This window comes from Litchfieldella anticariensis FP35 = DSM 16096, from assembly GCF_000409775.1.
GTDB classification, from domain to species: domain Bacteria; phylum Pseudomonadota; class Gammaproteobacteria; order Pseudomonadales; family Halomonadaceae; genus Litchfieldella; species Litchfieldella anticariensis.
The window spans coordinates 1,062,938-1,088,243 of the sequence record NZ_KE332377.1 but is presented as its reverse complement, the minus strand read 5'-3'; the positions used below and the strand labels follow the sequence as shown (position 1 = coordinate 1,088,243).

Below are 25,306 nucleotides of genomic sequence, written 5' to 3'. Positions count from 1 at the left end.
GGCTATCCTCTCCTCTGCGCATCCCGGTCTTCATCGAAACGATCTTGAGCCTTGCTGATCAAGGTGTGATGTGAGGCGCGACGCCGCAGGCGTTTGCTGGGCAAGCGGCGTAGCCCGCCAAGGCGCTCGAGCAGCTCCTCGGTCAGTCTCGCCAGTTCGCGATTGAGCCACAGGTAACCGCCAGGGCTGAACAGAGTGCGCCCATCCTCGCCGCGTGCGCCCTCGACCTTGCCGGCATAACGTTGCAAGTCGAATGGCGTGACCTCGACATCGATGTTCTGACCGGTACGTATCTGAAAGGCTAAGGTGCCAAGTGCACGCGCTAGTCGATGCTGCTGCTCGCGAAGCCCCTCTAAAGCCTCGATACGATCATGTCCGGCGCGGGTCGTCCAGTGGGTTTCCAGCAGCAGCTCGATGGTGGAGAGCATGCGTCGTTCGAGGGCAATGATGTCGTCGAGCTCATTACGTCGCAGGCGTCGTTCACTATGAATGGCATCGACCAGTCCACGTTGCTTGGTCAACAGTGAGCTGGTGGCCTTCAACAGTTCTCGTGAGTCAACGTCGATTCCCGCACTGGCAGTGGTATGTGCGTGATAGAGCCGAGCCATTTTGTCGAGGTTCTCGGCAAGCTGGAAGCGAAGCATGTCAGTGGCTTTCTGTGGCAGTACGGCGATCGTCACCAGGATGCCCACCACGGTGCCGAGAATCACATCGAAGGAGCGCCACAGCGCGATGGTTAGGTCCTGGTGTCCTTCGCCCAGTACCAACAATAGGCTGATACCGAACATCAAGCCACTGTAGCCATATCGGTTGGCAAATGTCGCATAGGTGGCGACAGCGATACCGGCAAGGGCGCCTAGTGGTATGAAGCTGGGCAGTGGCACGGGTAACAGAATCAGCAGAATCCCCCAGCTCGCGCCAAGTAAGGTACCCAACAAACGTTGGCCAGCCTTATCGAGGACGCCTCCAATATGCGGAAGGTTGCCCATCACCATGATAGTGCTGACCAGTGCCCAGCCGCTATGGGGAATCGAAAACAGATGGATGATGCTGAAAGTGGTTGTTAGCGCCAGCGAGACACGAAATACATGCAGCGCATGTTGGTATCGATAGTTGAAGTAGGGGTCGCGCAGGCGCGGCATTTTCATGAAAAGAAACCCTGGGTGAAAGCCAGGAGAACCGCCGAAGAGATTGGTGCCCGGAGCCGGGCTCGAACCGGCACGGTGTTGCCACCGAGAGATTTTAAGTCTCTTGCGTCTACCAATTTCGCCATCCGGGCGGAGTTCGAGCAGGCAAAAAGAGGGATTGCAAATGGAGGCTGGAGTCGGAATCGAACCGGCGTACACGGAGTTGCAGTCCGCTGCATAACCACTCTGCCATCCAGCCTCATTGAGTCGTTTTCCAATAAATGGAGCGGGAAACGAGATTCGAACTCGCGACCCTCGCCTTGGCAAGGCGATGCTCTACCACTGAGCTATTCCCGCTCGACTCGAGAGCGCATTATACGGATAAGTGCGTATCTGTCAATTGCTTATTGGCCTTTCCAGAGTGGCTCACATCGAGCGACTAAGATGTGGCCAGGCGGTGCGAAGGTATTGCAACATCGACCATAGGGTCAGCACGGCAGCTACGAAAAGCGTGACTACGCCGAGATTGGCGATGGGTGTGTTTGGTGGGAATCCAAGCAACAGAAAGATCGACACCATCTGTAACGTCGTCTTGATCTTGCCGATCCACGACACGGCGATACTACTGCGCTTGCCCATCTCGGCCATCCATTCGCGTAGGGCGGAGATCACGATCTCGCGACCAATGATCACCAACGCTGGTAGGGTTAGCCAGACCGCCTCATAAAGTTCGATCAACAGGGCAAGGGCCACGGCGACCATCAACTTGTCGGCCACTGGGTCGAGGAAGGCGCCGAACGGTGTACTCTGATCCCAGCGCCGAGCCAGATAACCGTCGAGCCAATCGGTGATTGCTGCCAGGGCGAACAGCAGTGCTGCCAGCAGCATGCTCCAGGAAAATGGTAAATAAAAGACAATCACCAGCAGCGGTATGAAGGCGATGCGCGCCAGGGTCAGGAGGTTGGGGATGTTCATGGGTGTGCCGCGTGTCCTTGCCGGTGGTCGAGAGAGCACATTCTATCTGCCTTCGTCGCGATCATCCATGCAGGGCTTGATGGATCGTTGTGGCCAGGTTGTCGCTGATGCCGGGGACTCGGGCAAGCTCCTCGCGGGAGGCCTGGCGTACACCTTGCAGGCCGCCAAAGAAACGCAGCAACTCGCGACGACGTTTGGGGCCAACGCCGGGGATTCCCTGCAGAGTCGAAGTGCGGCGTTGCTTGTCGCGTCGTGTCCGATGACCGGTAATGGCGAAGCGGTGGGCTTCATCTCGGATATGTTGAACCAGGTGCAGTGCCGGTGAGCCGCTATCCAGGTTCAGGCTATGATCGGCTGTTTCGACGAACAGGGTCTCCAGTCCAGGCTTGCGAGTGGTGCCCTTGGCGACCCCAACCAACTGCACGTCACTGACCCCGAGTTCGGAGAACACCTCTCGGGCCATGTTGAGCTGGCCCTTGCCACCATCCACCAACAGGATGTCGGGGCGCTTGCCTTCACCGCTCGCCAGTCGCTTGAATCGACGCGTCAATGCCTGGCGCATGGCACCGTAGTCGTCGCCAGCGGCAACGCCTTCGATATTGTAGCGACGATAGTCCGACTTGACTGGCCCCTGCTGGTCGAAGACTACGCAGGAGGCCACGGTGGCTTCACCATGACTATGGCTGATATCGAAGCACTCCAGTCGCTCGGGTGTGGTATCAAGTGCCAGGGCTTCCCGTAGCGCCTCGAAACGCCGTGTCAGCTGACTTTGATTGGCGAGTTGGGAAGCCAGATACTGTTCGGCATTGGTGCGTGCCAGTTGCAACCATTGAGCACGATGACCGCGTACCTGGTGTGCTACGCGGATACGCTTGCCGGCCTGCTCGGATAGCGCCGTCTGCAGCAGCGGGGCATCGGGTAATGGGTGAGACGTCAGCACTTCCTGGGGTGGTTCGCGTCCTTGGCCGAGATAGAACTGGCTGACGAACTCGCCCAGCAGTTCTTCAGCACTCAAGTCTAGGCCGTTGTCGGGACTGTGATGGCGCGCGCCGAGCATGCGCCCCTGGCGCACGGTAACCACAGAAATGCATAGCCCTCCCGGACGCTCGGCCAAAGCAAAAAGATCGGCATCCCCTGCGTCGGTATCGACGATCTGGCGTTCCTGCAGGCGGCGCAACTGCTGGATCTGATCACGCAACCTGGCAGCTTCTTCGAACTCGAGTGCTTGACTGGCGGCTTCCATGTGTTCGGTGAGTTGCTCGGTCACTTGTTCACTCTTACCTTCCAGGCACATCACGGCGTGTTCTACGTCGCGGCGGTAGTCTTCCTGGCTGATATAGTCGACGCAGGGTGCGCTGCAACGCTCGATTTGGTACTGCAGGCATGGCCGGGTGCGATTGGCGAAGACACTGTCCTCGCAGTTGCGGATGCGAAAGATCTTTTGCATCAGTGACAGGGTTTCGCGCACGGCACCGCTGCTGGGGTAGGGGCCCAGGTAGCGACCGTCGCTGCGCCGATTGCGCGCTCGCTTATGCTCTAGTGCTGGATAAGGATGACGATCGCTGACGAATACGAACGGGTAGGATTTGTCATCACGCAGCAGAATGTTGTAAGGCGGCCGGAGCTCCTTGATCAGCGCCTGTTCCATCAACAGGGCTTCTGTCTCGCTGCGGGTTAGCGTGACTTCGATATCGGCGATACGTGCCACCAAGGCCTGGGTCTTGGTATTGAGAGCGCCACGGAAATAGCTAGCCAAGCGGGATTTGAGGCGCTTGGCCTTGCCGATATAAAGCGTGTCGCCTCGGTCGTCGAGCATGCGATAGACGCCGGGTGCTGCACTTACGGTCTTGAGAAATTGCTTGGCGTCAAAACTCATGGTTGATCAGGCTTCTTCCTCGCGTCGATAGCCGTCTACCAATCCATGGCGCAGTCCCAAATGGGTCAATTCGACGTCAGAATGTACGCCGAGCTTTTCAAAAATACGGTAGCGATAAGTATTGACGGTCTTTGGGCTCAGAAACAGGCGGTCAGAGATGTCGCTAACCGTTTGGCAGTTGACGATCATCATCGCCACTTGCAGCTCCCGATGCGAAAGAGTGTCGAAGGGGTTGTCCTGGGCATCCACCTTGGCCAGAACCACCCGTTGGGCGATTTCCGGACTGATATAACGCTGTCCGGAGAAAACGGCTCGCAGAGCGGCCACCATATCACCAAGTTCGGTGCCCTTGCTGATGAAGCCGCTGGCACCGGCATTGAGTAAGCGTTCGGCAAAGTTTTCCTCGAGGAATGCCGTTAACACCACGACCTTGATATCGGACATACCCTTGGTGATCTTACGGGTCGCCTCGAGTCCGCTGACACCAGGCATGCGAATGTCCATCAGCACGATATCCGGGCGATGCCTGCGAGCCAAGGCAATGGCTTCTTCTCCATCGGCAGCCTCGCCGACTACTGCGAAGCCTTCTTCGGCATCCAGCATACGGGCGATACTGGTGCGTACCAAGTGATGGTCATCTGCGACAAGGACCTTGATCAAGGGTGCTCCCGATTAGAGTTATACTCACATTAGGTATGGTTAATCTAATGCGATAAGCTTAGCTTTGATTAGTCTCTCTAATCCAGCGTTGGTTGTCAGCTGCATTTTCCTATGTTGGCGTTGTAATGCAAATACTTGACTAGCAGGAAGTCGTTGCGTACAGTGCGCATCGGCTTCTGGGCAGCCCAAACCTAGGAGTCATTTAGTAGCGTGTTGCGTACTGTATATAAAATGGTGCAGCACGCTCGTGGGGCCTTAGCTCAGCTGGGAGAGCGCAACACTGGCAGTGTTGAGGTCAGCGGTTCGATCCCGCTAGGCTCCACCAAAAAGTTTAGATGAATTAGCCGCTTGGCGTAACCCGCCAAGCGGCTTTTTCTTGCATTGGTAACAAAAAGTCAAACCTTGCGCGACTAATGGTTTCAACTTCCGCCGAGGAAGAGGGCGCCATATAGCAGTCCTCCAGCAACCACCAGTGCGGGATGCACGCGAAATCGCAACAAGGCCACGGCGGCTACGGACGCGATTCCCAAGGTGTGCCATAGTCCGGCACTCTCGACACCAGTCTCCAGAAAGCTCAAGGCAAGCCAAGCCATCATCATCGCGATCACCGGGCGTACCCACTGACTCATGCGTTTGACACGGGGCGATTCACGATGACGATACAAGACACCCAGGGCGCCAAGCATAAGTAGCAGGGAAGGAACGACTGTGGCGAGTACCGCGACGACGGCACCACCCCAACCCGCCACCTCGAAACCGATATAACCTGCCATCTTGGTGGCGATGGGGCTTGGCAAGGCATTGCCGAGTGCCAGGGTTTCCGCAAAGCTCTGTGCCGTCATCCAGCCATGGCGCCCGACCACTTCCGCTTCGATTAAGGGGATGATGGCCGGCCCCCCGCCATAGCCGATGATGTTGGGGATGAGGAAGGCCAGGAACAGCTGCCAGTAGATCACCGGGGTGCCTCCTTGCGGCGAGCTCCCAGTGGTAGAAGCATTGCGCCAAGCAACAGGCTGCCGACGACCCAACCTGGGTGTACACCGAGCCAATAGATCAAGCCTCCCGAGACTGCCGCCATGGTGAGGCTGATCCACCAGCCCAGTGCTACCCGCGACTTGTTCCAGAAATCCAGCGTCAACTGCACCATCATGACGATCACAACCGGTATCACGCCATGGCTCATGCCTTGGATCCAGGCCATTTCACGGTAACGGCTGAACACGCCGAGAAGCGCAATCATGGCCAGGATCATCGGTATGATCACAGCGGCCACGGCGATGAGGCATCCACTTATCCCGGCAACCCGGTAACCAATGTATCCCGGCATCTTGGTGGCAATGGGACCGGGTAGGGTATTGGCGATGGCCAGGACATCACCGAACGTTTCCTCATCCATCCAGGCATGGCGCTTGACGACTTCTTGCTGAATGAGCGGAATCATCGATGGGCCACCTCCGAAACCCAATAGCCCGATGCGCAGGAAGGCCCAGAACAGTGGCAGGCGCATGGGGCGGGTGAGGGGGCTTGGCATGGTGGACTCCCTGTCTGAAGCAATCTGCGATCATTGCTACCAATATCGCAATCTGGAAAGAAAATCGATTATCATAAAATAAGGTTGCTTGAAGTATCAGGTCAAGCTCGGCTCATCGCAGGGATGAAAGCTGAGCTCATAAGGAGTTGTTCATGAACAAGACAGCACTGCGGGTCGGTAATGCAACTCATGCCAGCCGAATCTATGAGATCTTGCGTCGCGATATCGTCAATGGGTGCTTCCAGGCGGGTGAGAAGATCGCCATCAATGCGCTGAAAGAACGTTATTGCGTAGGACTCAGCCCGCTGCGTGAAGCACTCAACAAGCTGGCGGCCTATGGACTTCTGACCCAAGAGAACCAGCGCGGCTTTCGTATTCCCCGCCTTGATCGAAGCGAACTGGATGATATTGCCCAGATGCGTCGCAAGTTGGAATGCATGGCACTCGAGCAGGCGATTCGCTATGGCGATGCCGAATGGGAATCCGAACTCTTGGCAGCTGCGCATCGCCTCAGGCGAGCCAACGGTGAAGATGTCGAACATTGGGAGCATACCCATGGCCGCTTTCATCAAACCTTGGTGGCGTCCTGTGGATCTGCATGGTTGCTCCGATTCATCGAACAGTTACATGATCAGTTCGACCGCTACCGGCGCCTGGCGCCAGAGAATTCCTCTATCCGTGAAGTTCTCGACGCCCAGCATGACGAACTTGTCGAGCTTGCATTGAAGCGCGACATCAAGGCAGCCAGCTTGCTGCTGGAGAATCACATCATGCTTTCCCACCAAGTGGCACTTGGCAGTTGCCGTTCCTGAAAGCTCTGCACTCTCGTATGGCATGGCAAGACTTGGTGGCGTCACTGTGGTGCGTAATGAAGGATCGATGTGAGTGGAAACTGACGATATAAACTGCTAAATCATACTAATATATAAAAAATCGATTTTTGTGGCATGTCCATTGCATTGTCAGGTAACAGTTCGTTTCTCCATGACCATGCAAGGGGTACTGAATCATGTCGCTGTCCCGTCGCAAGTTCCTTAGCACTGCCGCCGTTTCCTCCACCGCCGGCCTGATCATGGGAGCACCTCATGTCGCGCGTGCCCAATCCACCCAGACCTTCGAATGGCGCATGACCAACGCCTATGGACCCGGGGCGCCTTTCTATGTGGAAGGTCCTGGTAGTCCGACCGATTTTTGCCGCAAGGTCGAGGCCCTCTCGGATGGTCGCCTGAAGATCCACCATTTCGCTGCAGGCGAATTGATCCCTGCTCTCGAGGGGTTCAACGCTGTGTCCAGCGGCATGATCGAGATGAATGCAGGAAATGCCTATTTCTGGGCTGGCCAAATTCCCGCCGCTCAGTATTTCACCACTGTTCCGTTTGGCATGAATACTCAAGGTATGAATGCCTGGATCTATCACGGCGGCGGCCAGCAACTGTGGGACGAACTCTATGCCTCGCGTGGGCTGGTGGCGATGCCCATGGGCAACACTGGCGTGCAGATGACCGGCTGGTTCCGTCAGCCCATCGAGGGCATAGGTGATTTGAACGGGCTGAAGATGCGTATCCCTGGGCTGGCCGGCAAAGTCTACAACGAATTAGGAGTAGCCGTTCGCCTGTTGCCCGGCGGCGAGATCTTCCCGGCACTGGAACGTGGCGTAATCGACGCAGCAGAATTCGTTGGCCCCTACCAGGATCGCCGTATGGGGCTGCACAAGGCGGCCAAGCACTATTACACCACTGGCTGGCACGAGCCGACGAATGTCACCGAATTGCTGATCAACAAGGCGGTGTGGGAGAGTCTGCCGGCCGATTTGCAGTCCATCGTTCGTACGGCCGCTATGGCCTGCAATCTGGAAAGCCAGGCGTGGTGCGAATCGGTCAATGCCGAGGCACTTGCGGATCTGGTCGAGAATGAAGGCGTCATCGCTCAGCCGTTGCCAACTGAGGTGGTTGAACGGCTCGAGATGGTAACCGCGGAAGTGCTCGAGGCTATGGCCAGTGAAGATGCCGAGACGCGCAAGGTGCATGATGCTTTCATGGCCTTCCGCGACAAGCACGCGTCTTGGGCGGGTGTCAGCGAAAAGACCTTCCTCAACCTGCGAGCCTAGCCATGCTGATCCTGATCGAACGGATGGAGCGGTGTATCGAATGGCTCGGTTGGCTGGCCAAGGCAAGTCTGTTCGCTGTGGTGTTGCTTGTCGCTGCCAATGTCTTGCTTCGTTACTTCTTTTCCGTGAGTCCCGTGTCACTCCAGGAACTGGAGTGGCACCTGATCTCGCCGATTGCTCTCATCGGTATCTCCTACGCCTTGAAGCATCGCGCCGACGTACGAGTCGACGTGCTGTACGAACGTTTCTCGCTGCAGACCAAGGCATTTATTGATGTGCTCAGCGGCATGCTGACAGTGGCCATCGGCTTGTACATTGCCTGGCTGGCCTGGGCCTATGTGATTCAGTCGTATGCCTTCGGCGAAGGGTCGCCCGATCCGGGCGGTCTTTCACATCGATATCTACTCAAGGCATTCCTGCCACTGGGCTTTGCGCTACTGGCCCTGCAAGGAGTGGCCGATACCTTACGAGGACTGAAGGCCTGGCTACTGAAAGGTGGTAAAGAGGAACTGGCATGAGCGTGAACGAGTGGTTGGCGATCGGCATGATCGTGTTGTTCTTCGCAATGATGCTGGGTGGTATTCCAGTGGCGATTTCTCTCGCGGTGTCGGGCTTCACGGCAGGACTTCTTGGTTTCGGCCCGATGCTGTTCAACGTGTTACCCGGACGCCTCTATGGCGTGGTGACTAACTACACCATGATGGCGATCCCGCTGTTCGTGTTCATGGGTGTGATGCTCGAGAAGTCGCGAGTGGCTGAAGACATGCTCGAGACCATCGGCCGTGCCATGGGCAACCTGAATGGTGGCATGGGGATCGCTATTCTGTTGGTCGGTGTGCTCATGGGGGCATCGACGGGTATCGTTGGGGCCACCGTGGTCACCCTCGGAATGCTGACCTTGCCCACCTTGCTGCGTCGTGGCTATCACCCTACAGTTGCCAGCGGCACGATCTGCTCATCGGGCACGCTGGGGCAGATCATTCCGCCGAGCCTGGTACTGATCCTGCTTTCGGACATCACTGGCGAATCGGTAGGAACCTTGTTCGCAGGTGCCGTGATGCCAGGGCTGGCCATCGCCTGCGTGTATATGCTGTTCATCTTGCTGTTGGGGTGGAGGCGTCCCGACTGGGTGCCGGCAATCCCACGAGAGGAACGGGATCGGTTCACGCGTCGTGAACTGCTCAGGGACATTCAGCGCTCCGTGCTGCCGCCGCTGCTGTTGGTGTTCGCTGTTTTGGGCTCAATCATCGGAGGAGTGGCCGCACCAACCGAGGCGGCCTCTATGGGAGCTGTTGGTAGTCTGCTGATCGCGTTGCTCAGCCGACGTCTTGATTGGTCGATGCTCAAGGCGACATTACATGGCACCCTGACCATCACCGCTATGGTTTATTTCATTCTTCTGTGTGCCCAGCCATTCGCCCTGGCGTTTCGTGGACTGGGTGGCGAGGCCTTGGTGCACGATATGTTTGCATTATTGCCCGGTGGCGAACTGGGGGCTCTACTGTTCCTGATGTTGCTGCTGTTTGTGTTGGGCTTCTTTCTCGAGTGGATCGAGATTTCCTACATCGCCTTACCGATGTTCCTGCCGGTCTTTACTGGCTATGGCACAGATATGGCCTGGCTGGCAATCCTGGTGGCGATGAACCTGCAGATGTCGTTCCTGACCCCACCGTTCGGTTGGGCACTGTTCTTTCTCAAGGGAGTGTCTCCGCCTGGAGTGACCACTGCCCACATCTATCTGGGCTCCTTGCCGTTCGTGGGGCTGCTCATGATATCGATCGCTTTGGTATTCGCCTTTCCGTCTATCGCCACTTGGTTACCTTCGGCGATAGGCTGGTGAGCTGCTCATGAACGAAACGCTAAGGGAGCGTGATGATCCACACACGACGTAGTTATGGCGGCATGTGTGTCGCCCCCCATCACTTGGCTGCCGAGGCAGGCCGTGATGTGCTCAAGGAAGGCGGTAATGCCGTGGAGGCCATGGTGGCAGCCGCTGCCACGATCGCCGTCGCTTATCCGCACATGAACGCCATTGGTGGCGATGGCTTCTGGCTGATCCACGAGCCCGGCAAACCACCGGTAGCCATCGACGCCTGTGGCGCGGCTGCCGGTCTGGCCGATCCGGGCTACTACACCGGATACGATGGCATCCCCGAACGTGGTCCCCTTGCCGCCTTGACGATGGCCGGTACGGTCGATGGCTGGCGTGAGGCGTTAGTGGTATCGGAGAGTTGGGGCGGCAAACTGCCTTTGTCACGTCTATTGAGCGATGCTGTCGCCCATGCTCGCCAGGGGGTGGCGGTATCACGTAGCCAACAGGCGCTCACCGCCAAGCATGAAGCTGTGCTAGCCGAGAGCCCAGGGTTTGCCGAGGCGTTTTTGTCAGGTGGCGAGGTGCCAGAGGAGGGGGCGCGACTGCGTCAACCGCGATTGGCCAATACCTTGGAGCGATTGGCACATGCTGGATTGGAAGACTTCTATCGGGGCGATCTGGCGCAGAGCATGGCCACTGATCTCGAAGCATTGGGTAGCCCACTACGCTGCGAAGACTTCACGAACTATCATGCCCAGCGCGTGACGCCGCTTAAGCTGGCGCTGAAGGATGCCACGCTCTACAACCTGCCGGCTCCCACCCAGGGGCTGGCGTCGCTATTGATCCTCGGGTTGTTCGAGCGCCTCGGGGTATGCGAGGCCAATGGATTCGCGCACCTGCACGGGCTGATCGAATCCACCAAGCGTGCATTCCTGCTGCGCGATCGTTATGTCACTGATCCGCAGCGTCTGTCGGTCGAACTGCAGATGCTGCTCGAGGATGCCGTGTTAGACGAGCAAGCGGCAACGATCAGTATGCAAGAGGCACGTCCTTGGCCTCATGAGTCCGCGTCCGGAGACACCATTTGGATGGGGGCCGTCGACAGCAAGGGGCGGGCGGTCAGTTTCATCCAGAGCATCTACTGGGAATTCGGCAGTGGGGTGGTTTTGCCGGAAAGCGGGGTGTTGTGGCAGAACCGAGGGATCAGCTTTTCGCTCGATCCTGCAGCCTTGCGCGCGCTCGGCCCCGGAAGAAAGCCCTTCCATACGCTCAACCCCGCGCTGGCCCGGTTCCGTGACGGACGCACGTTGGTTTACGGCACCATGGGGGGAGAAGGGCAGCCGCAAACCCAGGCGGCGGTATTTTCTCGCTATGCACGTTTCGGGATGCCACTGCAGGAGGCGGTCACTGCACCGCGCTGGTTGCTGGGGCGCACCTGGGGCGACTCCAGCACCAACCTCAAGCTCGAGTCGCGCTTCCCCGGTTCGCTGGTCGAGGCACTGCGCAAGGCTGGGCATGACGTGGAAGTGCTGGACGAGGCATTCAGCGACACCATGGGGCACGCCGGTGGGATCGTGCATCACCCCGACGGTCTTGTCGAGGGGGCGCACGATCCCCGCAGCGATGGTGGTGCCGCAGGATATTGATGAGGCGACAAGCTCAGCTGTCGACACGTCCCAATAGCAGGAACTCCAACAGCGCCTTCTGAGCATGCAGACGGTTGCCGGCCTCCTGCCAGACGACGGCGCGAGGGTCGTCAAGCAGGGTTTCGCTGATCTCTTCGCCACGGTGAGCCGGCAAGCAGTGCAGGAAGACCACATCCTTGGCTGCCTTGTCGAGCATCGCCTCGGTGACCTGGAAGCCGGCGAAGTCGGCTTCCCGCTTGGCCTGCTCTTCCTCTTGCCCCATCGAGGCCCATACGTCAGTGGTTATCAGGTCGGCATCGAGGGCTGCCTGCTGCGGGTCGCGCAGGATACTGATGCGATCGCCGGCAGCAGCGACGATGGCAGGATCGGGGTCGTAACCTTCCGGACAGCAGATTCGTAGCTTGAAGTCGAACTGGTAGGCGGCGTTGATCCACGAGTGGCACATGTTGTTGCCGTCGCCGATCCATACCGCTGTCTTGCCACGTACGCTGCCCCGGCACTCGGTCCAAGTCATGACATCGGCCAGCAGTTGGCAGGGGTGATAGTCGTCGGTGAGCGCATTGATCACCGGAACCGAACTGGCAGCGGCGAATTCCTCGAGGCCAGCGTGAGAGAAAGTACGAATCATGACGGCGTCGACCATTTCCGACAGCACGCGCGCGGTGTCGCCGATCGGTTCGCCACGACCGAGTTGGGTGTCGCGGGGAGACAGGAACAGCGCATGGCCGCCAAATTGCGCCATGGCGGTTTCGAACGAGACGCGGGTGCGGGTCGATGATTTTTCGAAGATCATCGCCAGGGTGCGGTTGGAGAATGGCGTATAGGTCGGGCCATGGGTCTTGAGGCCATTCTTGATGGTGATGGCCCGACGAATCAGATAGGTCAGCTCGTCCGGGGAAAGGTCCAGCAGGGTCAGGAAATGGCGAGTCGCCATGATGTTACTCCGCGCGCAAAAAACCCCATCGTAGCCAGCCGCATCCGCTTGCGCAATGAACATGGTATTGCTTCCCTTCTTCGGGGGCTGTTTTCGGTGCGCTGGCATCAGTAGAATGGTGACAAACTCAAGCCTCACGCCATAAGGATTCGATCATGAGTACCACTGTCGAGAACATCCAGAAGCAGATTCAGGAAAACCCGATCCTGATCTACATGAAGGGCACGCCGCAACTGCCGCAGTGCGGCTTCTCCGCCCAGACGGTCCAGGCCCTGATGGCCTGTGGAGAGCGTTTCGCTTTCGTCAACGTGCTCGACAACCCGGATATCCGTGCCGAGCTACCCAAGGTCGCCAACTGGCCGACGTTCCCGCAACTGTGGGTTGAAGGGGAGTTGGTCGGTGGTTGCGATATCGTCGTCGAGATGTACCAGAATGGCGAACTAGAGCCTCTGATCAAGGACGCCGCCGCTCGTGCCAAGGCAAATGACGAGCAGGGCGACGACGCCTGATTCTAGCGTTGCCAGAATGCATACCGAAGCCCGCGAGTCGCTGATTCGCGGGCTTCGTCAACTCTCTTCCAGGCCTTGCTCGCGCTGAGCCAGGTTCCAGCCCCCCAGGTCCTTGAAGCGATTGACGATGGAGCAGAATAGCTCGGCGGTGCGTTCGGTATCGTAACGTGCCGAATGAGCCGAGGAGTTGTCGAACTCGATGCCTGCCGCGCGACAAGCACGGGCCAATACCGTTTGGCCGTAGACCAGGCCAGAGAGTGTGGCGGTATCGAAACTGGAAAAGGGATGAAAGGGGTTACGCTTGATGCCGCTTCGATTCACCGCCGCGTTCAGGAAACCATGATCGAAGGCGGCATTGTGGCCGACCAGGATGGCGCGGGTGCAGTTGTTGGCCTTGATTGCCTTGCGTACCGGGCGAAAGATCTCACCAAGTGCCTCGGCTTCGGAAAGAGCTACCTTCTTGCGTAGCGGGTCGTCGAGTTTTATTCCCGTGAAGTCGAGCGCCGACTGCTCGATATTGGCACCGTCGAATGGCTCGATGTGATAGGCGTAAGTGGCATCCGGCAATAGGTTGCCTTCCGGGTCCATGCTCAGTGTCACTGCAGCAATTTCCAGGATCGCATCCTGCTGGGCGTTGAACCCCCCGGTTTCCATGTCCATTACCACTGGCAGGTAACTGCGAAAGCGTTGTGCCATCAAGTCGCGGGCGCTCGCCTCGCTCATGTACCTCTCCCTTGTCTATATGTTGAATATCCTCGGGTAACACGGAAGCGTCGGGCACGTCTTGCCGCGCACCGACTCATTCAGCGTTTCCCCGGCGGTTGCTGCCCGCGCCGAATGCACGTGAGTTTAGCATCTTTGCCACCGCCACGTCCTGACGCAGCGGTATTCTCCAGGCGGCAACGACGCTATAATGACGGGCTATCCAATCGACTATCCCGGTGTGGCGAAGATTGCTGCACCTGCCATGCGTCATCTAGCGAAGGAGCCCAGAATGTCCGATGTCAAGAAGGTCGTTCTCGCCTATTCCGGCGGCCTGGACACGTCCGTTATCGTCAAGTGGTTGCAGGAAACCTACAACTGCGAGGTGGTGACCTTCACGGCCGACATCGGTCAGGGTGAGGAAGTCGAGCCGGCGCGAGCCAAGGCGCAGGCGCTGGGGGTCAAGGAAATCTATATCGAAGACCTGCGCGAAGAGTTCGTTCGCGATTACGTCTATCCGATGTTCCGCGCCAACACGATCTACGAGGGCGAATACCTGCTGGGCACTTCCATCGCCCGTCCGCTGATCGCCAAGCGCTTGATCGAGATTGCCAACGAAACCGGTGCTGATGCCATCTCTCACGGTGCCACCGGCAAGGGTAACGACCAAGTGCGTTTCGAACTGGGTGCCTATGCATTGAAGCCTGGCGTCAAAGTCATCGCGCCCTGGCGCGAGTGGGACCTCACCTCGCGTGAGAAGCTGATGGCCTACTGTGAACAGCACGAAATTCCCGTCGACTTCTCCAAGAGCAAGAAGAAGTCGCCGTACTCCATGGACGCCAACCTGCTGCACATCTCGTATGAGGGTGGAATTCTCGAGGACCCCTGGGCCGAAGCCGAAGAGGACATGTGGCGGTGGAGTGTCTCTCCCGAAGCCGCACCGGATCAGCCGACCTATGTCGAACTCACCTTCGAGAAAGGTGACATCGTCGCCATCGATGGTGAAACCCTCAAGCCTCACGAGGTGCTGGCCAAACTCAACAAGTTGGGTGGCGACAATGGCATCGGCCGTCTCGACATCGTCGAGAATCGTTACGTGGGCATGAAGTCTCGCGGCTGTTATGAGACTCCAGGTGGCACCATCATGCTGCGTGCTCACCGTGCCATCGAATCGATCACCCTCGACCGCGAATCCGCTCACCTCAAGGATTCGCTGATGCCCAAGTATGCCGAAGTGATCTACAACGGTTACTGGTGGAGCCCGGAACGCAAGATGCTGCAGGCCGCCATCGATGAGACGCAGAAGGACGTTTCCGGTGTGGTGCGCATGAAGCTCTATAAGGGCAGTGCCACCGTAGTTGGCCGCAAGTCCGAGCAGTCGCTGTTCGACGAGTCCATCGCTACCTTCGAGGACGATGCCGGCGCTTACGACCAGAAGGATGCCGAAGGCTTCATCAAGCTCAATGCACTACGCCTGCGGATTGCCGCCAGCAAGGGCCGCAACCAGGGTTGATCGTGACCATGCTCAAGAAACTGTTTTCCGGTTTGTTCGGTGGTGGCGATAAAAGGGCTCCTGAAGCCGAACCGGTGGAGTACCACGGCTTCCTGATCGTTCCCGATCCTCAGGAAGCAGGTGGCCAGTTTCGCGTCAGCGGCTGGATTCGCAAGCCCGTGGAGGGAAGCGATGAGATGCTCGAGCATCGCTTCGAGCGCTCGGATATCGTGCCCGGCCGTGAGGCATGCGAGGATCTCACCGTCAACAAGGCCAAGCGCTTCATCGACGACCTGGGCGACGATATCTTCAACAAATGAGCTGATCGACAACCGGATGATGGACGGCGCCCTCCAAGGCGCCGTTTGTCTATCCACCTTTTGCCAAGCGGCTTGAGGTGAGACTGGCGCTACACTGAAGGGGCGAATTGTAAGGAGTCTCAATGCGACTGCTGCACCGTGCCTCGCCCTGGCGTGAGCTTTTCACTCATGACTCGCTTCCCGACTGGCGGCAGTGGCCGCCGCTTCTTGCCCCTCTGGCGGATGCCTTCGAACGGCTGGGGCCGACACCGAGCCTGGCCAAGGCCAAGACATGGCAGTTCACGCTGGTCGACGCGTTGCAACGTCTCGACCTTCCCGCTTGGCGCATCAGCCAGTTGCTCAGCGACCACAATGACTGGATCTATCGCCACGCCATCATCGACTCGCTCAATGATCTGAAAGGCTCGGGGTGGGGTGAACCACCAGTGGGGTTCTGTGTATTGATACTCGGATCCGGGGCACGCCACGAAAGCTTGCTGGGACCCGATCAGGACAATGCCATGATCATCGACGAGTATCCGGATGCCCGGCACCGAGAGATCGATGGTTACTTCCAGGCACTGGGGGAACGCTTTACAGCACGTCTCGACACTGCCGGCATTCCCTTTTGCAATGGTCACGTGATGGCTAGCTGGCCAATGTGGCGCAAGCGTCTTTCCGAATGGTGTGAGCAGTTGCAACTATGGACAGCCGACCGGCGCGTCAAGCGTGTCCAACAGTCGAATATCCTGTTCGACTTCGCTTCGGTCTACGGTGATGTCAGGCTTGCTGACGCGTTACGTGATGAAGTGGTCAGGTTGATGCCGCGTGCAGGGCTGTTTCTCGATGAAATGGCGGTGCTGCTCGACGAGGTGCCGGTGGCTCTGGACCGGCGAGGGCGGCTGAACGGCGACGACGAAGGTGCCCCACACGAAAGGGCGATCAACTTGAAACGCCAGGGGCTCATGCCATTGATCAGCGCTGTCCGCCTGCTGTCGCTGGCGCATGGTGGCCGGAGTGTCGATACTCAGTCCCGGCTTGCCGAACTGGTCAGCCATGGCGTCATGGACGTCTCACGCGCCCGCGCCTTGAACGCTGCCTTGGAGCGGCTGCAAGCCATCGTTCTCGAGTCCCAACTCAATAGCCTGGCTGCGGGACGGCTTGCCGATGGCTGGGTCGACATGGCGGTGCTCGACAAGGATAAACACTTGCTGCTGCGTCACGACCTGCAGCAGATCCAGTCCTTGATCAGTCTGGCAAAATCAGCCTCTTCGAGGCGGTAGGCTGAAAGAACGCTGCTGCGCAGCTTGAAGTAGGAAGACGGCACTTCGTGCCTTGAAGTTATAAGTCAGAAGGTTGAAGATCGGCGCTCCGCGCCTGGAAGCTAGAAGAAAAACCTTGACGAGATTTCGGTAAGGGCCAAGCCTTGGCTTCCATCTTCCATCTTCCATCTTCCATCTTCCATCTTCCATCTTCCATCTTCCATCTTCCTTCGTCCTTCTTCCATTTACCGCTCCGGCGGCGCCTTGTTCTTCTTGACTGCTTCCTGCACTTCGATGCCAGCGGGCGCCATCGGCAGTTCCATTACCAGGCAGGCACCGCCCAGAGTGGACGCATTCTCGACCCACAGCCGCCCACCCAAGTGGGCGACGATGCCCCGGCTTATCGGTAGTCCCAAGCCGCTGCCGCGGGGACGACCGCGAACCTGGCCACTACCAGCACCATACTGCTGGATCTGGTGGAACTTCTCGAACACCCGCTCCCGCTCGTCTTCACCGATGCCGTGGCCATTGTCCTCGACGCTGAGACGATAATGCTGCTTGTGGCGTTCCAGACGTAGCAATACGTGGGGATTTTCGTCGGCAGCGAATTTGCCGGCGTTGTCGAGCAGGTTGATGATGACCTGCTCGAGCCGGTCCGGGTCGCCGATGACTGGCGCCTCGTCGGTGTCGATGGCGACCTCCAGCATCACGCCGCGCTCTTCTTGCACGCGATGTACGGCGTCTACGCTTTGGCGCACCAACGCCGCGAGATCCAGGCGTTGGGGGTGGAGCGTCAGACGGCCACTTTCCAGCCGTGCCAGGTCGAGAATCTCCTCGATCAGGCGCGACAAGCGCTGGCTCTCCAACACCACCACATCGAGAAAATGACGACGCTTATCGTCGGGCAGATCGTGGTTGTCGCGCAGGATTTCAGCGAAGGCGCGAATCGAGGTCAATGGGGTTCTCAACTCGTGGCTGACCATGGCCACGAACTCGTCTTTCAAACGGTCCAACTCGCGCAGGCGCTCATTGGCACTGCGCAGCTCTTCGCCGACCTTGGCCAGTTCGCGTGATTTCTGTTCCAGTTGGCGGTTGTACTCGAGTGTCTGGGAGGTAGTGTCGAGAATGCTGAGAACCGCTTCCAGGTCGAGGGCTTCGCCACGTACCACCGAATTGATCAACACGCGCGCCGAGGCACTGCCCAAGGCACCCGCCAAAGCCCGCTCGGCTCGCGCGATGACCTCAGGGGGAACCGCTTGATCATCGCTCGTCTGTTGCGCGAGACCAGTGAGAATCCGTTCAGTGGCGGGGGCTCCCAGATAGCGGTTGAGCAAAGCTTCCAACTCGCCGCGGGTGGTTTGCCCCTGCCACAGAGGGGTGTAAACCAACGAGGTGTGCAAGGCTCCTGTGAACAGCGCCGCCTGAGTCTGCTCGAGCCGGTTCTGTTGGGTAAACAACGAGACACCGATCAAGGTACCGGCATTGGCCAATTGGCTCCACAGCAGCGAGTGGCTGTAGATGTCCCAGCCCTCGAGGCCGAACAGGGCATAGGGGCGCAGCCATGCCAGCCCGAATGGGCCGTGCTGGAGGAAGGTATCGTCCAGCCAGCCGGACTGGGCGAAGCCAGGCAGCAGCAGGGTATAGATCCACACCGCGAATCCCGCAAGCAACCCCAGCGTGGCGCCGAGTCGGGTGGCACCACGCCAGTACAGGCCAAGCAGCAGGGCAGGGGCGAATTGGGTGGCGGCAGCGAACGATACCAGGCCGATGGTCACCAGGCTGTAGGAATCGCCGATCAGGGCGTGGTAGAGATAGCCCAGCAACAGGATCATCACGATCGCCACGCGCCGGATGCCCAGTAGCCAACCCGATAGATTGCCACGCGAGCCCAGGTGCAGGTGTGGCGAGCGCAGTAACAGCGGCATTACCAAGTGGTTGCTGACCATGGTCGACAACGCGATGGTCTCGACAATGACCATGCCAGTGGCGGCTGACAATCCACCGATGAACACCAGCAGCGGCAAGTCATCGAGCCCTGCGGAGAGCGGTAGCGTCAGTACGAAGCTGTCCGGGTCGCCGCCGGGGTCGCCGAGCAGCACGCCGGCCAGGGCAATCGGAATCACGAATAGATTGATGACCAGCAGGTAGAGGGGAAATAGCCAACTGGCTCTCTTGATATGACGCTCGTCGACGTTCTCGACCACCAGCACCTGGAACTGCCGTGGCAGGGTGAGAAAAGCCAGGAAGGCCAGCACCAGTGTGCCGACCCAGCCTATCCCACCACCGGGCACGGCTTCGAGACTCAGGGCGTCGTTCAACTCGGGGTGTGAGGCAGCGCGGGCAAACAGATCGCCAGGGCCGTTGAACATGACGAAAACCGTGAATATCCCTACCGCCAGGAAAGCGAAGAGCTTGACCAGTGACTCGAAGGCGATGGCGGCAACCATGCCTTCGTGGCGTTCGCTAGCATCCAAATAGCGGGTGCCGAACAGAATGATGAACACCGCCAGCACCAGGGCGACCCAGAATGACTTGTCGGCCCAGAAGCCTTCTTCGACCAGGCGTAGCCCGGGCGGCTCGGGGTAATTCATCAGCACGGCGTGACTCAGCGTGATGGCCTTGAGCTGCAAGGCGATATAAGGCGTGATGCCGATCAGGGCGATCAGTGCCACCAGAGCACCGAGACTGCCGCTCTTGCCGTAGCGAGCGCTGATGAAGTCGGCGATCGAGGTGATGCGCTGGGCACGGGCGATGCGCACCATCTTGCGGATCACGAAAGGGCTGGCCAGCATCGCCAGCGTCGGCCCGAGATAGATCATTAGGAAGCTGGGGCCGTATTCGGCAGCACGACCGACGCTGCCGTAGAATGTCCAGGCGGTACAGTAGACGGCGATCGATAAGGTGTAGACGGTGGGAGAGCCGATCACCGAGCGCCCTTGCTCGGCACGCCGGTCACCCCAGGCAGCAATCACGAACAGCAGTGCCAAGTAGCCGAAGGCGACGCCGAGGACCAACGGGTCAGTCCTCATGCTCCCCCCTGATCGTCATATCCGTGTTCCATCAGCCAGGCAGCCAGTGCGATCACGATGCCCCAGGCAAGGAACAGATAGAGTGGCAGCCACGACAGTCCGCCGTTTGCCGTGCGATCGAAAGGTAGAATCAACGGCGGTGAAAACAGCAACGCGGCGAGTACGATCAAGGCGACCAGCCGTTCGCCAAAGCGAGGCGTTTTCATGCGCTGGCGTCCTCTTTGTCGAAGGCTCCAGCCTGAAGTGTCAGAAGCGCTTCCAAGGTATCGATACCCCGGGCTTCAAGGCGTGGCAGCAAGGTCAGCCATAGCTCAGCGGTGAGCCGTGCGTCGCCCAACGCCGTATGCCGCGCACCATCGGGAATCGAGAGGTCGTAGCGCTCGGCCAGGGTATCGAGATCGTGGCCATCGAGCCCGGCATCCAGGGCACGAGACAGTAACAAGGTATCGAGCACTGGCATGCAGAATTCAACGCCGGCGCCTGGCGGCTGCAGGGCCAGCATGTCAAAGGCGGCGTTATGGGCCAGTAGCACTGCGTCGCCGATATAGTCACGAAAGCGGGGCAGTACCACCGGCAGTGGTGGAGCGCCGGCGACATCACTGTCGGTCAGGCCATGTATGGCAGTGCTGGAAGGGGGTATGGGACGCCCTGGGTCGACTCTTTGCTCGAAGGTATCGTTGGCCAACAGCCGAGCATTGACGATACGACAGGCACCGATACTGATCACGCAATCGCCACGGCGCAATTCGAGCCCTGTGGTTTCCGTGTCGAGGGCAACGATCTCGAGCTGGCGAAGAGGACAGGCAGCCAGTTCGGCATCCGGTGGTGGTAGGTCGGCGATGCCGAAGTCATGAAATTCCGGACGTGGTGCCGGTCGTGAGGGTGGTGCGCCAACGCGTTCCTCCGCTGGCAGTGGCAGTCGCAACCGAGCATGCTGGCCATCGGCATCGCTCAAGCTCCAGATATCGCTTGCATGCTGGCGCAGCAGATCGCCGATACAGGGAGACAGCGGCAAGGTTTCCAAGCGTTGTTCACACCACTGGGTCAACTGGTATTGGCGTATTGGTGTGCCGGACCAGATCAGATCGAGGTAAACCCGTTTATTGCCGAGTAGGATTTCGGCCTCGAAAGAGTGGCTGCCGCTGTATTCGGCCAGGCGTTGAATCAAGGCCACCAACATGGACAGGAGCGCTGGGGCATCAGCCTTCAGCCACGCTGGCATGCCGATCGGGACCAGATGCAGGGAGCTGATGGCCAGGCGTTCATTGAGGGCCTGGAAGAGGTCATTGGACCACATTGGTACCAATCGCTCGCCTTGGCGCTGCATATCATCGAGCAGTGCTCCCAGATGGGCGATCTCATCGCCCAGGGCTTGGCCTTCCTCTGTGATGACAGCTTCGAGCCGCTCGCGCAGGGTGTGGCTTTCAGGCGTAATCTCGGTAACGCTACCCAATGCATCGGCAGCGCTGGTCAAACTGGCACCATGGCGGCGCAGAGCTGGCACTATTTCGGTCAGGCTGGTGCGGGTACCCATGTCGCAGGCCCATGCCTCGGTGGTGTCGGACAGGGTCAGTAGGGTTTCGCCATGGCTTTGCGGCACGCGACGCAGCACACAGCGCAGCCAACGGTTACCGTAGGGCAGCAGCAGTTCGCGGGGTGAGCCATCGTCCGGGAGGCGACGTAGTGCATCCTGCAGGCTGCTAGTGTCGAGCAGGGCCTCCAGGCGCTTGCCCAATCCCAGGCATGGATGCCCTTCGAATAGCGACTCAGCGGCATGATTGAACAGCATCAACCGGTGATGGCGATCGCACAGCAGTAATGGTGTATCAAGGACCTGCAGCAGGGCTTCCAGCTCTTGGCGAATGCGTGCGGCACTACGTGCGCCCTCGGTATGGGCCGTGGCGAGTCGTTCGCGATCGGAGCGCCAACCGTCACGAATGCGGTCGAGATCCGATCCCAGATCGCGTAGCCAACCTTCCGGTGGATAGTCAGCGCGTGCATCGGGGCTGGCAGCGAGGCGGGCAAGCAAGACATGCAGATGGCGCAGCGGCGCGAACAAATGCCGAGCGAGCACAGCACCAAGTGTGAATGTCAGAGTCCCGGCGGAGAGGCAGGCGAGCCATATGGCCAGTCGCGCGGCTCCATCTGGAGCCAGTTCCGCATCCAGCCACAATGCCAGAAAAGCCCCTCCGAACAGCGTCACGCCGCTGATCGCCAACCATAGCCCGACCAGGCGTTGTCGCTTGGGCAGGGTACCTCGTGCCATCTAGCGTGCCTCGTCTAGCAACGCCTGGACCTTGTCGACCAGCGCTTGGGTGGAAAACGGTTTGGTGACATAGTCATCGGCCCCCAGCGCCATACCTTTCTCGCGTTCCACTTCACGCCCATGAGCGGTCAGCATGATGATCGGTAGCCGTGCGTGGACAGGGTCGGCACGTAACTGCTCCAGGACATCGAAGCCACTGATACCAGGTAAGCTGATATCCAGCAGGATCAGGTCAGGTGCCTGTTCGGCGACGCGGGCCAACGCCTGTTCACCGTCGCCAGCGGTTACCACGTCGAAACCCGCCTGCTGCATCAGGAATTCCAGTGACAGCACGATGTTGGGTTCGTCATCCACCACCAATACCCTGGGCATTCGCCTCTCCTTTACCTGCCGTTACTGGCAGTCTAGTGGGGCTTGCCGAGTGCGGGAAAGACGACCTTGGCAGAACACAGCGGGACGCGGCCAGAGAGCACCGTTGTCAGGTCATGGTCGATAGCGCCTTCAATGGCCGTTTTCTTCGTTACGCGTCTTGAACTTGGGGCCAAAAGGTCCCAGCCATAGCCATACCTGCAATACCACCAGCACGGGTAGCAGCCAATCCGGGGCATTGGCAATCCATACCAGTACCAGATGAATGAAGAAGGCTGTAAAGCCTGCTACCAGGCCCAGCAGAGGGAATACGAAAGGGCGCTCGTAGCCCGGCTTGCGGGTCAAACGGAATAAGGCGCCGGTAAAGGCGCCAAAGGTGGCGGCCATACCTAGCGGTAACCAGAAGTCTTCCATATTTCCTCGGATGTGCGACGACTCGACAAGGTTCCTTTTTCGCAGCGTATCCGTGCCGCTGTTCGTATGCCTTTCGACTTTTGACGTATTTTGGTTGGAAAAGTCTCGAGGGTGATGTCTTCGAGCGTGAGCTTGGGGATGTACCTCATCGAGCGTGCCGTTGCCTCGAGAATACCGAGGAGAGCAGCTTCCTGTTCGTATTGACCCCGGAGCGCCTGCCGATTCTCGAGACCGCGCGTGCCGTGGAAGCATTGGAAGCGGCCAGGATTCCGGTTGCCGCGACACTGGTCAATCGGGTGATTCCCGAAGAGGCCGACGGCGAGTTCCTGCGTCGCCGCCGCGAGCAGGAAGCCAGCTATCTGGCGCGCATCGATAATGAATTTGCGCGCCTGCCTCGCCCTCGGTTACCGTTGCTGCCCACCGATGTACATGGCTTGGAGATCCTCGACGACCTGGCCAGTCGACTGGAGGCGGCGGGATTCTAATGAAAGGGTTATTGTTATCGGCCTATGCAGCCGTTAGCCACCAGCATTGGGCACAAGGGATTTGCCGTCATGTCGATGCCATTGACTGGCAACTGCTGGAGCTGCCCCCTCGCCACTTCAGTTGGCGGATTCGCGGCAACCCGCTGACTTGGACGCTCGACGCATCCGATGTACTGGAACGGCACTACGACGTGATTCTGGCCACGTCGATGGTCGATCTGGCGACGCTAGTGGGACTCCATCCGCATTTGGGGCGTGCACGCAAGATCGTCTATTTCCATGAGAACCAGTTCGCCTACCCGCTTTCTGCCGAGCGGAAATCCGAAGTCGAGGCGCAAATGGTCAACCTCTATTCGGCACTCGCGGCGGATCAGGTGGTCTTCAACACCACCTATAATCGCGACAGTTTTCTCGGCGGCGTTCGCCGATTTCTCAAACGCATGCCGGAGAAGGTGCGCATCGGGGCCACATTGGATCGGTTGGCGCGCGACGCCTGCGTGGTACCCGTGCCTATCGAGCCGCTCAACGAGGCGATGCCTCCCAAACGGGGGCGGCGCATCGTTTGGAATCATCGCTGGGAATACGACAAGAATCCCGATGATTTCTTTCAGGCACTGCATGGGCTGAAAACCCGCGGGATCGATTTCGAGGTAGCGGTGATGGGCCAACGCTTCCGCCAGCAGCCTGAGATATTCGAAGCCGCCCATGCCTGGCTGAAAGGGCATCTGTTGTGCTGGGGGCCGCAGCCCGGGGCCACCTACCGAGAGATACTCGAAGGTGCCGATATCGTGGTCTCCACCACTTTTCACGAGTTCCAGGGGCTATCGATCATGGAAGCTGCGCAACGTGGCTGCTTGCCGTTGGTACCCGATCGCTTGTGCTTCCCTGAACTCTATCCACGCGAGTATCGCTATGACGGAACCCGGCACGACCTCGAGGTCCACCTCGAGCGTTGGCTGACATATCCCGATGCTCGCCCCGCGCCGCTTGATACCAGGGCTTGGGAATGGCCGCATCTGCGTGATGTCTATTGCCGGTTGCTAATGGGCTCAGACAACATTTAACGGAAGAGGGTTTTGCGCAGTTCATATACACCACGTCCCAACCACTCGTGCAACGCCTGACTGCTTTGGCGCAGATGGTAGGCGCGGGGTAGCCAGGCGCGTAGGCCGTCTGGTGGTGGGCTGGCGAACTCGGTGGGGGCGGGGATCACCTCTAGCCCGGCACGGGTGAATTCCGGTACAGCGCGAGGTAGGTGCCATGCCTGCGAAACCAGTGCCACTCGCTGGATCCCAGCGGCTTGCAGGAGTTCGGCGCTATAGCGGGCATTTTCCGCCGTGGTTTGGCTTCGTCCCTCTTGCCATGCGGTCGGAACACCAAACACCTCACGCAGGGCAACGGCCATCAATTCGGCTTCCGGGACGTTGTCGTCATCCAGCCGGCCCCCGCTGACCAGAATTGGCAAACCGCTGTCGCGATGCAGCTTGGCACCATAGGCCAAACGCCGCCAAGTGGCATTGCTAGGGGCATCACCCCAGCCGAATTCCGGCGCTTCGAAGTCGCGTCCACCACCCAGGATCACGATTGCACCAGCCTGCTGCAACTCGGCAGTATCGATCGGGTGGCTGGGTTCCAGTCCTTGTCGCAGCCAGTGACTGGCCACCGGCGTGGCCAAAAACAGCAGACCGATGACCCCAAGCGCCATCAGTGGCCCACCGAACCAGGGCATGCGACGCCACAGCAGGGCGCCGAGCAATGCCAGCAGTACGTTGACCACTGGCGGCAGCAGCAGGTACTTGAGCCAGTTCAT

The 25,306-nt window shown here is 59.0% G+C and carries 25 protein-coding genes and 4 tRNA genes; 12 read left to right on the top strand and 17 right to left on the bottom strand.

Annotated elements, in window-relative coordinates; genetic code table 11:
* Positions 1–2: 2 nt before the first annotated feature.
* From L861_RS05175 to uvrY, 7 genes are all read right to left on the bottom strand, one after another.
* Positions 3–1,148 (bottom strand): FUSC family protein, encoded by a 1,146-nt coding sequence (locus L861_RS05175; protein WP_016415512.1) that lies wholly within the window; start codon positions 1,146–1,148, stop codon positions 3–5.
* A gap of 44 nt (positions 1,149–1,192) precedes the next feature.
* Positions 1,193–1,279 (bottom strand) — tRNA-Leu (locus tag L861_RS05170).
* A gap of 33 nt (positions 1,280–1,312) precedes the next feature.
* Positions 1,313–1,386 (bottom strand) — tRNA-Cys (locus L861_RS05165).
* Between the two features lie 23 nt (positions 1,387–1,409).
* Positions 1,410–1,484, bottom strand: a tRNA-Gly gene (locus L861_RS05160).
* Positions 1,485–1,553: 69 nt separating this feature from the next.
* Positions 1,554–2,102, bottom strand: coding sequence for a CDP-diacylglycerol--glycerol-3-phosphate 3-phosphatidyltransferase (gene pgsA, locus L861_RS05155; protein ID WP_016415511.1), 549 nt, complete (start codon positions 2,100–2,102; stop codon positions 1,554–1,556).
* A 61-nt stretch (positions 2,103–2,163) separates the two neighbouring features.
* Complete coding sequence (gene uvrC / locus L861_RS05150) at positions 2,164–3,978, bottom strand: excinuclease ABC subunit UvrC (RefSeq protein ID WP_016415510.1); 1,815 nt, start codon at positions 3,976–3,978, stop codon at positions 2,164–2,166.
* Positions 3,979–3,984: 6 nt separating this feature from the next.
* Positions 3,985–4,638, bottom strand: coding sequence for a UvrY/SirA/GacA family response regulator transcription factor (gene uvrY / locus L861_RS05145; RefSeq protein WP_016415509.1), 654 nt, complete (start codon positions 4,636–4,638; stop codon positions 3,985–3,987).
* Positions 4,639–4,887: 249 nt separating this feature from the next.
* On the opposite strand from uvrY, the gene L861_RS05140 reads away from it, so the two are divergent.
* Positions 4,888–4,963: transfer RNA gene (locus L861_RS05140), tRNA-Ala, on the top strand.
* Positions 4,964–5,057: 94 nt separating this feature from the next.
* On the opposite strand, the gene L861_RS05135 is transcribed toward L861_RS05140, so the two are convergent.
* Complete coding sequence (locus L861_RS05135) at positions 5,058–5,594, bottom strand: chromate transporter (RefSeq protein WP_016415508.1); 537 nt, start codon at positions 5,592–5,594, stop codon at positions 5,058–5,060.
* Complete coding sequence (locus L861_RS05130; RefSeq protein WP_016415507.1) at positions 5,591–6,169, bottom strand: chromate transporter; 579 nt, start codon at positions 6,167–6,169, stop codon at positions 5,591–5,593. The genes L861_RS05135 and L861_RS05130 overlap by 4 nt, the downstream gene beginning before the upstream one ends.
* A 152-nt stretch (positions 6,170–6,321) precedes the next feature.
* Between L861_RS05130 and L861_RS05125 the strand changes: the two genes are divergently transcribed.
* From L861_RS05125 to L861_RS05105, 5 genes are all read left to right on the top strand, one after another.
* Positions 6,322–6,981, top strand: a complete 660-nt coding sequence (locus L861_RS05125; RefSeq protein WP_016415506.1) for a GntR family transcriptional regulator — start codon at positions 6,322–6,324, stop codon at positions 6,979–6,981.
* A gap of 197 nt (positions 6,982–7,178) precedes the next feature.
* Positions 7,179–8,276 (top strand): TRAP transporter substrate-binding protein, encoded by a 1,098-nt coding sequence (locus L861_RS05120; protein ID WP_016415505.1) that lies wholly within the window; start codon positions 7,179–7,181, stop codon positions 8,274–8,276.
* Positions 8,277–8,278: 2 nt separating this feature from the next.
* On the top strand, positions 8,279–8,794 hold the full coding sequence (locus L861_RS05115; protein WP_016415504.1) for a TRAP transporter small permease subunit: 516 nt from the start codon (positions 8,279–8,281) through the stop codon (positions 8,792–8,794).
* Entirely contained in the window at positions 8,791–10,116 is a 1,326-nt protein-coding gene (locus L861_RS05110; protein WP_016415503.1) for a TRAP transporter large permease, read from the top strand. The genes L861_RS05115 and L861_RS05110 overlap by 4 nt, the downstream gene beginning before the upstream one ends.
* Positions 10,117–10,148: 32 nt before the next feature.
* Positions 10,149–11,735 carry a gamma-glutamyltransferase family protein gene (locus L861_RS05105; RefSeq protein WP_016415502.1) on the top strand — a complete coding sequence of 529 codons (1,587 nt, stop codon included), beginning with the start codon at positions 10,149–10,151 and terminating at the stop codon, positions 11,733–11,735.
* Between the two features lie 13 nt (positions 11,736–11,748).
* Here the strand turns inward: L861_RS05105 and argF are convergent, their stop codons facing one another.
* Positions 11,749–12,669 (bottom strand): ornithine carbamoyltransferase, encoded by a 921-nt coding sequence (gene argF, locus L861_RS05100; protein WP_027947788.1) that lies wholly within the window; start codon positions 12,667–12,669, stop codon positions 11,749–11,751.
* Positions 12,670–12,824: 155 nt separating this feature from the next.
* Here argF and L861_RS05095 point away from each other — a divergent pair, with 155 nt between their 5' ends.
* The gene (locus tag L861_RS05095; protein ID WP_016415500.1) at positions 12,825–13,178 is read left to right on the top strand and encodes a Grx4 family monothiol glutaredoxin; all 354 of its coding nucleotides are present in this window, start codon (positions 12,825–12,827) and stop codon (positions 13,176–13,178) included.
* Between the two features lie 57 nt (positions 13,179–13,235).
* Here the strand turns inward: L861_RS05095 and rnt are convergent, their stop codons facing one another.
* Complete coding sequence (rnt, locus tag L861_RS05090) at positions 13,236–13,901, bottom strand: ribonuclease T (RefSeq protein WP_016415499.1); 666 nt, start codon at positions 13,899–13,901, stop codon at positions 13,236–13,238.
* Positions 13,902–14,172: 271 nt separating this feature from the next.
* Between rnt and L861_RS05085 the strand changes: the two genes are divergently transcribed.
* The 3 genes from L861_RS05085 to L861_RS05075 all read left to right on the top strand — a co-directional run bounded on the left by L861_RS05085 (position 14,173) and on the right by L861_RS05075 (position 16,954).
* Positions 14,173–15,393 carry an argininosuccinate synthase gene (locus L861_RS05085; protein ID WP_016415498.1) on the top strand — a complete coding sequence of 407 codons (1,221 nt, stop codon included), beginning with the start codon at positions 14,173–14,175 and terminating at the stop codon, positions 15,391–15,393.
* Positions 15,394–15,401: 8 nt separating this feature from the next.
* Positions 15,402–15,692: an HlyU family transcriptional regulator gene (locus L861_RS05080; RefSeq protein ID WP_016415497.1), complete on the top strand. Its 291-nt coding sequence runs from the start codon at positions 15,402–15,404 to the stop codon at positions 15,690–15,692.
* Positions 15,693–15,814: 122 nt separating this feature from the next.
* Positions 15,815–16,954: a DUF294 nucleotidyltransferase-like domain-containing protein gene (locus L861_RS05075; protein WP_016415496.1), complete on the top strand. Its 1,140-nt coding sequence runs from the start codon at positions 15,815–15,817 to the stop codon at positions 16,952–16,954.
* 224 nt (positions 16,955–17,178) lie between these two features.
* Here the strand turns inward: L861_RS05075 and L861_RS05070 are convergent, their stop codons facing one another.
* From L861_RS05070 to L861_RS05050, 5 genes are all read right to left on the bottom strand, one after another.
* Positions 17,179–19,962, bottom strand: coding sequence for a sensor histidine kinase (locus L861_RS05070; protein WP_016415494.1), 2,784 nt, complete (start codon positions 19,960–19,962; stop codon positions 17,179–17,181).
* Complete coding sequence (locus tag L861_RS05065; protein WP_016415493.1) at positions 19,959–20,168, bottom strand: hypothetical protein; 210 nt, start codon at positions 20,166–20,168, stop codon at positions 19,959–19,961. The genes L861_RS05070 and L861_RS05065 overlap by 4 nt, the downstream gene beginning before the upstream one ends.
* Positions 20,165–22,228 carry a 3'-5' exonuclease gene (locus tag L861_RS05060; RefSeq protein ID WP_016415492.1) on the bottom strand — a complete coding sequence of 688 codons (2,064 nt, stop codon included), beginning with the start codon at positions 22,226–22,228 and terminating at the stop codon, positions 20,165–20,167. The genes L861_RS05065 and L861_RS05060 overlap by 4 nt, the downstream gene beginning before the upstream one ends.
* Positions 22,229–22,600 carry a response regulator transcription factor gene (locus tag L861_RS05055; protein WP_016415491.1) on the bottom strand — a complete coding sequence of 124 codons (372 nt, stop codon included), beginning with the start codon at positions 22,598–22,600 and terminating at the stop codon, positions 22,229–22,231. It abuts the gene before it with no gap.
* A 129-nt stretch (positions 22,601–22,729) separates the two neighbouring features.
* Positions 22,730–23,011 (bottom strand): hypothetical protein, encoded by a 282-nt coding sequence (locus L861_RS05050; RefSeq protein ID WP_016415490.1) that lies wholly within the window; start codon positions 23,009–23,011, stop codon positions 22,730–22,732.
* 80 nt (positions 23,012–23,091) lie between these two features.
* Between L861_RS05050 and L861_RS05045 the strand changes: the two genes are divergently transcribed.
* Together L861_RS05045 and L861_RS05040 are read left to right on the top strand one after the other, a co-directional pair.
* On the top strand, positions 23,092–23,496 hold the full coding sequence (locus tag L861_RS05045) for an ArsA family ATPase (protein WP_081645769.1): 405 nt from the start codon (positions 23,092–23,094) through the stop codon (positions 23,494–23,496).
* Positions 23,496–24,560 carry a tRNA-queuosine alpha-mannosyltransferase domain-containing protein gene (locus L861_RS05040; RefSeq protein ID WP_016415488.1) on the top strand — a complete coding sequence of 355 codons (1,065 nt, stop codon included), beginning with the start codon at positions 23,496–23,498 and terminating at the stop codon, positions 24,558–24,560. The genes L861_RS05045 and L861_RS05040 overlap by 1 nt, the downstream gene beginning before the upstream one ends.
* Here L861_RS05040 and L861_RS05035 read toward each other — a convergent pair.
* The gene (locus L861_RS05035; protein ID WP_016415487.1) at positions 24,557–25,306 is read right to left on the bottom strand and encodes a YdcF family protein; all 750 of its coding nucleotides are present in this window, start codon (positions 25,304–25,306) and stop codon (positions 24,557–24,559) included. The two genes, L861_RS05040 and L861_RS05035, sit on opposite strands and share 4 nt — an antisense overlap.